Consider the following 12,724-nt stretch of genomic DNA (forward strand, 5'->3'; position numbering starts at 1 on the left):
TTTCCCTACTGCTAACTAGTTTGACGATAGTATTAAGTTTTGGTCGTCTAGCATTTTTTGAATAATGTCGGTCTCTGAAACGCCTGAAGCATCTCCGCCATACAAGGAATCGAGCGTCGTGTTTTCGAGTTTAATGTTGTGCTCGACCTGATTTCCGCTCGGTAATAGCTCTATGCGTACATCTGCACCGTCTTGAATTAAGTTGAGTTGATTAGCTGCATCCGTCGCATTCGTTGCTGAAAGAATCGCGCTAAGGTCAATGCTGTCGGTATTTGCACTGACGTTAAAATCAGTGACCGTATCCGCAAACTCAAACACAGTACCAATATCATCACTGGTAAACACAAAGGTATCGTGACCAAGTCCTCCGGTCAGTTCGTCATTCCCTTTGCCACTTAAGATGGTGTCTGCACCTATACCGCCACTAAGGGTGTCGCCGCCAGAACCACCTGAGATATAATCTTTCTGGAAGTTGCCTGTCAGGGTCTGACTTCCCTCAGTTAAGAGTTCCACATCCAAGGTCTCTACGGAGCCATCCGCTGTGTTTCCATTGAGCTCAGCAGAAGGCTTGAGAATTAGCGTGAAAGTTTCATCAGCACTTAAAGTACCAGGGTATTTGATAGCAACAGAGCTAATATCATCACCATCTACTTCCCAGTTATCACCGACCTTCTCACCCTTGGTCAGTTCTAGATCGCTAGGTAAGCCCCCGATAGTTAGCTTTCCGGTTTCACCATCAGCAGGATTAACGAGATCCAGCGATAACCCGAGAGGAATATCTCCTGTCGGCTCAGCGAGAATATTGTCATAGGTTAAATCCAAGATAGGCGCGTCTGGCTCTGGTGTGATTTCTATTCGGATCGTTTCTTGTTTGATTGGACCAAAATCACCGACATTCGACCCTAAAACGTTCGCAGTATCACGCGCGTCTGCAGTGATGGTTAGGTCAATATCACCGAACGCATCACCAGCAAATAGCTCGATACTGTTAATAGAGCTCGCTGAAACCAGAATAACCGCTGTTGCTACGCCATCGACTTGGAAGAAACGAGCCGTCTTACCATCAACACGAATACTCGCCATATCTTCTATCGAACTCGAATCATTGGCAGCTTTAGCAGTCACCACCAATGCAATGGACTCATCGCTATTGGTTTCTTGAGTCACGATATCGATTGGAATCGTGATAACAGCGTCTTCATCCCCCGTCACTTTATCGGGCACGTTGAAGAAATCGATCTCATCAGCAATCGGATTTACGCCCAGCGTAAATGAAGACTCAGTAATGCGGGTGTCATTCGTCGCTAGCTCTTCGGTAATGGCTTTGAGTGTCAGCGGTATATCACCACTAAAATCGAGAGGCGGCAAAATGTAGGTATTATCAAGGTCCGCAGGGTCGAGTTGCCACTCGTAGGTCGGGTTACCTTGGAACGTTCCCCCATCCTTGCCATTGTTCGGCACCAGCTCATAGCTCTCACCCACTTTGGTCACTACAACCGCCCCTTCAGGTACGCCAGTTATGCTCAGTGACATATTTTCAGAGCCATCTTGGTCAATAAGTTCGGCATCTAAACTGGCTAGAGATATATAGGTATCTTCATCACCAGTGAAGTCATCGGTCACTAGGCTTGCAGGGTCAACAATCGGGTTGATATCAATGATCTTGGTGACGGTTTTCGTCTGGGTATCGGTTTCTGTGAGACAGTCCGTTTTGTCGGTAATATTCACTTCAGCAGTCAGTGAGATTTCACCGCTAAAGTTAGCTGGAGGGGTGAGAATGACCTCAGACAGTCTTGTCACGTCAGTTATCGTGTAGCTGCCGTCACCATTATCAATTAACCAGCTATTGTCACTTCCAGGTGCAGAGAGTGTTGCTCCATCAGACACCTGAATATTAAAGAAGTTAACGGTCTCTTTACCTGTTGCAGACTCCCCTTCACCAATCACGGTTTGACTGCCGTCAAGCTTCACCGAGTCACCTAAGATCAACTGAAGATCCAGATCGGAAGCGACGTCTTCGTCAATTCGGCTTAACACAGTTGAAAGAGTAATGTCGTCTACAACCGGGCGGATATCAATACTGATTGTTTGAGTGGTCGTTAAGCTAGAACCATTACACGATGAGGTTTCTGTGGTTTGGACTTCAAAATTAATACAACCGGCGAAATCTTCATCAAGTCCAACAATTTGCAAGTTGCTCAATCCAGATTGACTTATGGTGTATCCAACGATTTCACCATCGTTGTCATAGACGGTAATAACACCTTCACCCTGCAATTCAACATCTTCTGGTAATGAGTCTGCAGGAACATAAAACGAGATACTATTGTCAGCGTCGCTAGCAATATCAGGGTTAAGAAGACCCGACAAGTCCAGAACCTCAGTGCCCTCATCAAAGACTATATCGTCATCTGACTCAATCTCTCCCGGAGGACCAACAGGGTCACAAGGAGTGCCACCGCCGCTGTGGCCAGTGATTTGGATCTGAAACTTACCATCGATGTATTTAGCATCCTCGCCATCTATCACTCGAGCACGAACGACAATGTCGATAACGGGCGTATCTTGATTGCTGGAAATCGTGACGTTGTTGAGAATAAACGTAGAGATATCCTGAACAGTATCACTCGTCAAACCAGTAGCTGGAATGATCCAGTTGCCATCCGGCGTTTCTTGCGCTTCATTGCCGCCACTATTAACGACAATGTCATACTCCTGAGGCACTTCAAGTATGAAGTAATCGAGATATTCCGAGCCATCGATATCTTCTTCAATGAATCTAACCGCATTTGACACATCGACAGGGCTGCCATCGTCGCTCACAAAAGTTTCTAGTGAGGTTTCTAGCCGAGTATCTCCCTCCACTTTCGCCTCAACGGTCACAGTCAATGAGCCAGATATGAGCTTACTGGTCGTTGCACCCAACTCTGAAGTATCTGTGACTTCATAGCGCACCGGAATACTGAAGACACCACTCAAATCTTCTGTGGCTACGACGCTAAGGCGGCCGCTGTTTAATAGTGAGTCTAATGTCGGCGTTGTAGAATCGAGCAACGACTCCAAGTCTAGTCCCGACGCTGGAACGGTTATCGGCGAACTATCGAATAATAAGGTAAGGTCACTTGGTAACGGGTCGATTAAATAGCCGGTTAAGGTTTCACTGCCATCACTATCGCCACTCAGTCTAGGTTCAAGATCCAGGGCAATCTGGCCATCTTCAATACCCGTGGTTGATACTGTGACGCCTTCGCTTTGGTCAACAACCGGCAACAAGTCGATTTGAACTGTGTACTCAAACGTACCGCTATCTCCGTCTGGCTCCGTTGATACAACCCGAGCATCAAACGTAATTCGACCACTAAAGTCTTCTTTGGGTTTAACGAATAGGGTTGCCAGCTCTTCATTGCTTACCTGATAAACATTGCCCGTCGTAGGGTCAATACCAGCAATGGTTAAAGCGACTGGCTGACCCGCGCTGTCCACTATCGCAATATCATCAGGTAGATTGGTAATCAAAATATTGAGTACTTCAGACACATCATCATCTGAGGTAACAAAAACGAAATCCAATGGCACTAAACCATCTTCATTAAAGGAAGCAGCAGTTTCGATGGTTTTGTTCGCTTCATCATACTGCCAGTTCCCATTGCCACCATCTTGAGCGATAGGTTCATCAACAACACCTTTTAAGGTGATATTGATTGTTTTGGTTGTGCTATCCGCTTCTTCGTTAACTGGAGGCAAACCATCAACGGTCGATTCCACCGCAACGGCCGTCACGTTAATAGCTAGGCTCTCTGTGAACGAACTGATATCCGTTTTAGGTCTGAGTAATGCGTCGCCATTAGCGATAGCATCAGACTCTACGCGATACATATTCGTACCCGTTTGCTCGAACCCGGTTCCTGTAAACGACCAACCATCTTGAACTTCAATGTCATAGAATAGCGACTCGGAACCATCGGTATCTGTCAGCGTCCCAAAAATCGCATCGCTGAGGTCGATATCGACATCCTCCAAGCCTCGTACATCTCGCACAGAGAGTTCTGGCACATCAGCATCAGGAGAAACCTTAATAACGACAGGAGAATCTATCTCTGCGGTCTTGTCGGTGCTCTGAGCAAACTCGCTGCCTTTCTCGGTCGAAATCGCTTTTAGATCAAATGTGAACTCTCCAGCAAGGTTCTTTTTCACTGTAATCGTCATTTGATCGAGTTGGCTTTGAGTGTAGGACTTACCCTCAACAATTTTATCGCCATTGAGTTTGATGGTAATGCCGCTTGGCACGTTGGTAATTTGATAGCTGAGCGACTCTGAGCTATCCGTATCAACGAGCAACGCATCGATGTCTAGCGGGAAGGTTCGGTCTATATCCTCCGTTAGGTTGTATTCAAACTGTGAACTTCCCCAATCGGGTGCATCAGCAACAGGCAATACGGAGATGTCGAGAACTTCATTACTCAATACATCATCGGCCGCGCCTGTCTTAGTCACAGTCGCACCAACAATTAAAGCGACAACGTTTGAAGACAGCGTTGTATTGGATTCATTCTCTTTGGGTCGATAGGTTAGCACCCCGTCAGGTACAAAGTAGTTTTCTCCGGTTTCTTGTTTAATCTGAGCATCTGTCAGCGTCACAGTACCACCAACCGCGACAAGCGCTACGCCATCTAGGTATAAGGTTCCGTCTTGTAAGCCGGAGATTCTGATTTCACTGACGTTTTCACCTTGGTCAAAATCACCAACAAACACCTTAATATCAACGGTCGCTAACTCATCCTCACGTATCTCGGTGTTTTCAACTCGAACAAAACCGATACTGTCATCGAGGATCAAGTTCGCTGTATTTGAAACGGTATCGCCATCGTTGTCTTTAACAGTGAAAACAATACTATCCGTGAGCTTGGGAGTGGCATCAACGTTTGCGTCAGTGACTATTGTATAACTACCATCGGATTTCAGGGTCAGTGTTCCATAAATGGAGTTACTGTCATTAGCATTGGTAAGACTGATAACTTGAGTGTCAGTCCCACTGAAGCTATATGTGACATTTTCGTAGGTAAACTCAGTAATTGCGCCCCCATCCACGCCAATCCGAGTTCCAGACAACAAATTACCAGTAAAGCTGTCCCCTTCCGTAATCTCTAACGTCTGCGCCTCACCGGTCGTCGGAATATCATCCGTCACTGCAACTTTGAGTATCGACTCAGCTGATTCGTCACCATCACTGTCTGTGGCTACGATAGGAAATTCTAGATCGAGAATGTTTGCGCCATTACCATCTGCATGATCAAGAGGCTTAAAGAGGAAGAACTCTGCTGAACCATCCACATTCAAACGCAGACGGAATACCTCCTCGTTCGAGCTTTGTTTGGTGCCGATATACCAGCCATCAATATCACGATCGGCCAGAACTATGGTTTCACCGCCACTGGTGTAACTCCCAAAATTAGCAATATTGATATCAAAAGAAACAATGGTGTCGGAACCTCTTACAAACGTTAGAGTATCCGCTTGTATGACTTCGACTTCGCCAACACCTTCTAAATCTGCTTCGTTAACTGACACAGTCACTGTTTCAACCGTCGGGTCTAGACCATCGAGTATGGCGACCGTCGAGATTTGTTCTGTTTCTGTGCCATCAAGGTCTGTGACAACAATTGGAAGATTGATGGTCAAAGAGTCCACAGAGCCATCGCTGCCGTGATCAATCTCTTTGAACAGACGGAAACCGATTTCAACATTGTCTGTTGAACTTGATTCAATCTCCAGTTCGTCAGGCAGTGACACTCTAAACACCACCATGCCATTTTCATCAATACCATCGTAGGTGTTATCACCGTTATCGCGCCAAACAACGCTCAAGCCATTGGTTGTAATCGCATTGCCGTTTGAATCTTCAACCGCTGTTCCGCTATCAATGGAAAGTGCTATGTCAGTGAGTTCATCTTGAGATGCGGTAATGCTTATCGTAGACGTGTCGGTATTCGTTTCTGTCTCTCCTGACTTTTCCGGTAACTCGGTCACTGTGAGTGATGCAGTCCCAACCGTCGCAGAGCCCGAATCGGTTACTTTTACATCTAAGGTGAGTTTGGTTTGGTCTCCGTCAGAGTCTCTGGCTGTCACCACGAAAGGGATTTCCAAAGGGTCACTGCTGTTGTCGAGGTTTTGCAGTAAAGTGAATGTATAAGCTACATCCCCACCTGTATCGGCGTCAGGTTGAATAAACCCAATAACAAACACATTCACCGTATTTCCATCGCTGTCTTCGTATGAACCCGTCAGAATCGCGCCCGTCGCATCAACGGTGTAATGAATGAGATTTCCACTGCTATAGACGAGTGGTTGATCAGCGGTATCAAAGAATACTGTGGGTTTTAGTGATTGGTTTTTATCAAGGTCATCCGCACCAATAGACACGTTGAACGTTCCTGTCCCACTTACAGAGTTCTCACTGTCTAACCCTCCCTCGGAAACAGTAGGGGCATCAGTGATATTGCTCATGGTAGGGTCACTACCATCACCAATTAACAAATTGAAATCCCCAAGGCCAAGCTCGGTGCCGTCGGTATCCAAACCGCCAATGACTAAAGGCAGATTAAGAAGATCATTGTTGGTTGGTTGATTTAATGGTTGCTCTTGAACAATCGTCAGTGAGCCTGTTACAGCAGTAGGATCGCTTGCGTTGACCTCTCCAGTTAGGGTCAGCGTAAACACCACAGTTGTGCCGGATTTAGCGGTCAGCACATTACCTGCGTCATTTAACTCATAAGTAAGGGCAAGCAGATCATTACCACTCGTAAGCGACAAACTATCAAGTACGTTGATTGTACTTGCTTCGAAGTAAAGGCTATCTGGATCTGGATTATCTGAGCCTGGATTGACATCAAACGTAGTAACAAACGTTCCAGGTCTATCAACTAAATCGGGTTCAGTATATTCATAACTGCCCGAGCCAACCTGCCCTGCATCACCGTCAGAAATAAAAATCGTCGCAGTGCCTTGCCCAAAATCATTCTCTTGATCGCCTGCAACATAATCGAAGGACACGCTTTGGCGGCCGTTGGTGTTATCGATGTTTCGATTAGCGGAAAAGTTATAGTGCCCATTAGCAAACACGCTTAACTGCCCTTCAGGAATATCGACTACCGTTGGTGTGCTACCAGAAACTGTATACTCAGTGCCATCAATAATGATTTTGGAGATAATGAGCGCTCCGTCCAAATCAATATCATTATTGAGCACGTTGCCAGACTTCACTTCACCTTCAGTAACGAACGCGAAATCATCGAAGATTAAAGGCTCTATATCTGCAACATTAATCGGCAGGTGACCGATCACCACTTCCGTGGTGCCATCAGCATCCGTCTGCGTCCCCTGAATTAAAAGCGCGGTTTGAATGGAGTTTAAATCAGGCTCTTGGTCGATAACCTGCTTAAAGGCCACGTCAACCTTATCGCCAGTGAGTACCGCTTCAAAAACAACTTCTCCATCACTTCTGACACCCATGACCTGATAATCGGTCACTGTGACTGTAATAGAGAGTCCGTTAGATGTGAGCTGGTCGATAAGCGATTGCGACTCATAAAACACAAACTCTGCGTTTTCGATTCGCACATCAGACTCTTTCGCTTGGTTGCCGAAGATACCAATTACCGTATCACTAAACGCGAGTGATTCTGGAAGTACTAATGTCGGCATATCATCAGTCGCTGAGTTACCTACCGCATTGCTAACGTTCGCATCGAGCGTCCATACCGCGTTGAGATCGAGTGACGACACATCGATGTCTGACACCAACCAATTGCCGTCAGCGTCTACGATCCCTTGATACTCAACCGTCACCACACCATCACTAACAACGACAGTAACGGGTAAACCTTCTTCGACAAGATCAGTCGTTCCTTGCAGACTCGTTAGTGTGCCGCCTCTAAACGCAAGAATGTTAAAGCCTTGAAGCGTATCGATATCGATGAATGGTTTAACCGTATCAAGCGTGGATGTGTCCGTTGCACTGGCCGTATTTCCCGCAACATCAATAGTAGATGCGGTAACCGATAGCTCACCATCATCGAAACGTGAAAGGTCAACGCCAGACACAGACCACGCACCATTACTGACGACCGTCGTTAACGTAATGGGGTCACCATTTACACCTGTGATTGTCAAAACGACAGGCTGTCCATCTTCAACGTCAGTGACAGTTCCTGATAGGTTGGTGCCAAGAATCTCCTTTTCGTTAGTAACTCCGTCTACGTCATCAAACTGAACAGTGATGAAGGCTTGTGTGTCTTTGATAATAGTATCGGTTGCTGTAGTCGGGTTGCCCGCAATATCAATCGTCGATGCCTCAACGGTTAAGACTCCATCTTGAAGTGCTTGGACATCAAGTTCGGTGATGCTCCATTGTCCTGATTCATTAACAACCGATGTTCCTGAAATAGAGACGCCAGCTTCATCTGTGATAGTCCAATTAATGATCTGCCCTGCTTCAACAAACTCTGTGGTACCAGTAAAGGCTTCAGTTGGTGCTTCATTGGTATTTATAAAGTCATCGCCAAAACCATCCAGCTCAACAGTAATGTTCGCCAAGGTGTCTTTGAAAGTAGTGTCTTGAGCGGTAATGCTGTTACCAAAATCATCGGAAATGATCGCATCAACCGTGAGCGGACCTTCAACCAATGAAGACAAGTCAACCCCCGTGACCGAATAGGCTTCACTGGCGGTTACGGATTGAAGCTGTATGGTATTACCGTCTTGGTCGGTGATCGTGATAAGTACAACTCGGCCGTCACGCACATCGGTCGCAGTCCCTTCAATCGTAACACTCGGCACTTCAAACTGGTTTTCGTAGCCGTCACCACCATCTAGGATATCAACGGTAAGCTTGGCTTGATCAGAAAGAATATCTAAAGATGTTTGTTCTGGGTTGGGGTCTTCATCTTCTCTGTCGGCAGGTCGGGTATCGAAACCCGCGCGTGCAATGGTTTCATCTAGCGTCGCCTTGAGCGAGACAATAAATCCCCCACTCTCATTATTAACATTAGTCGATAGGTCGACTTTGCCTTGTTGGTTAGCGATATTACTCGTTAGGTCATCGATTGTTTCAGAAAGTGCTTGTTCGATGGCTGAAATTTGCTCGGGTGTAAGAGTCGTTTGATCGCCTAATTCAACAATGGGCTGGTTGACCACTAGAATCCCGTCAATCAAGGCTTCGTCGGGTGCAGCACGCTCCCACGTACCATCGGAAAATACCTTCCAAATCACATCACCCATTTGAACATACAGCACTGGCACCATCGTTGGTCTCCGAACAATACTAAGTCTTTCATATAAAGATAGTATTTCCAGAATAGAGTGTGGTGAAATTTACAATTTTGTTCTAAGTACTTAGGTAGCGATCAAAAAAGGAACGAGATTATGGCAGGCGCAAGTTTACTCACCCTCATTGATGACATCTCTGTACTCATGGACGATGTCGCCGTTATGTCTAAGGTTGCTGTAAAAAAAACCGCCGGTGTACTTGGCGACGATCTTGCCGTAAATGCTGAACAAGTCAGCGGTGTTTCTACCGAAAGAGAACTTCCCGTGGTCTGGGCAGTTGCTAAAGGCTCGCTTCTCAATAAGGTAATATTGGTCCCCGCTGCATTGCTAGTAAGCCTATTCATTCCTTGGCTCATCACGCCATTACTTACTCTTGGTGGTGCGTTTCTTTGCTTTGAAGGGTTTGAAAAAATCCACCATTGGTGGACCCATCGAGGGCAAAAAGCATCTCATGTAGAAAATGAAGCTGCGGTATCAATGACGGCTGAAGAGTTTGCCGAACTCGAACAACAAAAAATCAAAGGCGCAATCCGCACCGACTTTATTCTTTCTGCAGAAATCGTCGTGATCGCCCTCGGCACTATGATGGCTCAATCACTAACCATGCAGGCCGTCAGTTTAAGTATCGTTGCTGTGCTAGTCACCGCTGGCGTATACGGTTTAGTCGCTATCATCGTAAAGCTCGATGACGCTGGCCTCTGGCTTATCAATAACAATCCTTCTAAAAGTGTCTTGAAGCAGAAACTAGGGCTCGGTCTTTTGAGCTTCGCTCCTTGGTTAATGAAAGCTCTCGCAGTCGTTGGCACTATTGCTATGTTCTTGGTTGGTGGCGGTATTATTAGCCATGCGATTCCATGGCTCGAGCACTTAAGTGCTGCGCAGGCAGATACATTCAATCATATTCCGAGCCTAGATCTATTCTGGGAGAGCATTGGTGCTAGCATGATTCACCTGTTTAGTGGTGCTGTTCTCGGTGCTGTTTGCTTTGGGTTGCACCACGTTTACACCAAGATAAAAGGTTCAGCCTGAACAAGGTAATGGCGAAGGCGTATAACTCGTCTAGATACAAACTTAATGACCTATTCACGACCCTGTAAGATAGCCACCAACCACGACTGATTTAATACCGATTCAAACAACAATAAGCCTTGATAGGCATTAAGGAAGTTGAAATGAAAAGTGTATGGGTCGGAGGGTTGATGATCTCCAGTTTGGTCGCTTTTAATGCAAACGCATCAGCGCCAGCATCGATTAATCTAGGTATTTTAGGTGGTGAGAACTCGGAAGCGCAGATTGGTAACAACCAATGTGTGGTTGAGTTTATGCAAGCGGAACTTGGTGTGAAAACCAACATCCGAAACTCGAGTGACTACAACTCAGTCATACAAGGTTTACTCGGTAAGAAAATCGACTTGGTCATCAACATGTCGCCTAAAGCATTCGCCGAAGTCCATCTTAATGATCCAGAAGCCGTGGATATCATCGGTTTAATTGCCGATAACACGGATAACTCTCGAGGCTATCACTCTGTTGTCATCGTAAAAGCTGACAGCCCTTATCAAAGCATCGACGATTTACGTGGCAAGGTGTTCTCTTTTGCAGACCCAAACTCTACCTCCGGCTACTTGATACCAAACAACCAACTTCAGCAGCAGATTGGCGGCACGATGGACAACCGTTTTAACGGTTTCTTCGACACAATCAGTTTTTCGGGTGGGCACGAGCAAAACATCGTTGGTGTTATCAACGGTCAGTTTGATGCCGCAGTCTCTGCATCAAGCATGGTTGGTGATGAATCAATAGGCTATTCTGCAGGCGCTTTACATCGCTATGCGAAGCACGACCCAGAGGTGATGGATAAGATCCGCGTCATCTGGCAATCTCCGCTTATCGCTAATGGTTCGACGATTGTTAGCAATGATTTAGACCCAGCGTTTAAAGAAAAGCTGGTTGCTGCCGTGAAAAAGTTGGATAAAGAAGATAACGAGTGCTTCTCGAAAGCTGCAGGCGGATTAAGACATCTTGCCGATACGAGCATAGAAGAGTACCAGTCGATTATCGATTTGGTGTATGCGACTAAGTTTGTGCAGCGCTAAACCAAGCTTGCACAGGACTCACTAAAGCACAAAAAAAAGTAGGCTCATTGCTGAGCCTACTTTTCAATCTAAATTGCTAAGAGTGTCTATGACAGCTCTGACAATTGATCCGAGAACCAGATTTTGCGTTGAAAGCGTGGGTTCTTAGATGACATATCGATTTTATATGGGTTCTTCTCAAGCGCACGCTGAGGCACGTTTAGGATCTTACAAAGCTCTTGCGCCAAGAACTTCTCAATCTTCAACACAACCATCTTCTTACGCAGACGGCCTTGCTCATCGCGGTTTAGGATCGTTGGCATGGTGTTCAGTGTCAGAATCTCACCAAGTGCAGGGTGAGACATACGCTCACGCCCTTCTGTGCTTGCGTAGAAGTGCGACACAGTAAATACCATACGCTCAGGTTTCAGCTGCTGCAGGAACTGACAAGATTGAACTACTGTCGAGCCAGTGCGAACCATATCATCAAACAGTACAATACTTGGGTTCTCTAGACCCTCAAATGTATCTTCACTCTCTTTGTGAAGCGTGATTTCTACCTTACGCTCGGCCGTACGCTCTTTGTCCAGCATGATGAACTTGGCTTTGTTTAAGCCCAGCTTCTTGTAGATCTCTTTAACGAAATCACGAGCGCCTTTGTCTGGTGCACACAGAACCAGACCTTCGCCTTCTGGACCGTAGCTTAGAATGTTTGAGTTCAATAGGTAATGCGCATAAATCTCGTAAGGAATCAGGTTGTAGAAACGCCCTTTAAACACTTCAGTAAACATCTTCTGCACAGAGACCGAGTGGTTATGTACAGTGATGACATCATCCACACCAGCAAGCTTAAGCATTTGTGCGTAAAGCATTGCCGTAAATGGCTGACCATCAAACTTCTTGATATCGGCAACGTCACGCTCCGCCGACTTATCACCCAGCTCAGGACGAGCACCACGGTCTTGAGCAGAGAAAAACAGGTCAGGTTCAACCAAAGTCACACGGCTAGCGCCATTTTCTTTCGCCGCACGTGCAATGATCAAGTTGTGCATTGCAAGCTCTTGACGGCTTGTGACCAAGTTGCCCGTGCTGACAATCACTACGGTTTTGCCCGCTAGGCTATTACCAATGTTGTCCATGTCGTTCTCATCAGAGATAAAACGTGGGCAAAACTCGGTATTCATAAAGTGCTTCATGCTGATGACATCGGAGATATCTTCATGCTGCCCCATCGCATAGGCGACATCGATTGCAAATGGGTTATCAGATGAGTTGCTAACAATCACTACGTCACTAGATTGTTCGTTCAGAGTGCTCATGGTATT

The 12,724-nt window shown here is 46.2% G+C and carries 4 protein-coding genes; 2 read left to right on the forward strand and 2 right to left on the reverse strand.

What is annotated here, in order from left to right; translation table 11 throughout:
• Positions 1–15 precede the first annotated feature (15 nt).
• A complete protein-coding gene (locus tag LY387_RS16780) occupies positions 16–9,300 on the reverse strand; it encodes a type I secretion C-terminal target domain-containing protein (protein WP_234496916.1) in 9,285 nt (3,094 codons plus the stop codon).
• Between the two features lie 120 nt (positions 9,301–9,420).
• On the opposite strand from LY387_RS16780, the gene LY387_RS16785 reads away from it, so the two are divergent.
• Positions 9,421–10,353: a DUF808 domain-containing protein gene (locus LY387_RS16785; protein WP_234496917.1), complete on the forward strand. Its 933-nt coding sequence runs from the start codon at positions 9,421–9,423 to the stop codon at positions 10,351–10,353.
• A gap of 143 nt (positions 10,354–10,496) precedes the next feature.
• Positions 10,497–11,420 carry a phosphonate ABC transporter substrate-binding protein gene (gene phnD, locus LY387_RS16790; protein ID WP_234496918.1) on the forward strand — a complete coding sequence of 308 codons (924 nt, stop codon included), beginning with the start codon at positions 10,497–10,499 and terminating at the stop codon, positions 11,418–11,420.
• 86 nt (positions 11,421–11,506) lie between these two features.
• On the opposite strand, the gene LY387_RS16795 is transcribed toward phnD, so the two are convergent.
• Complete coding sequence (locus LY387_RS16795; protein WP_042471307.1) at positions 11,507–12,718, reverse strand: phosphoribosyltransferase family protein; 1,212 nt, start codon at positions 12,716–12,718, stop codon at positions 11,507–11,509.
• Positions 12,719–12,724: the final 6 nt, after the last annotated feature.

It is taken from the genome of Vibrio maritimus (genome assembly GCF_021441885.1).
Lineage (GTDB): Bacteria > Pseudomonadota > Gammaproteobacteria > Enterobacterales > Vibrionaceae > Vibrio > Vibrio maritimus_B.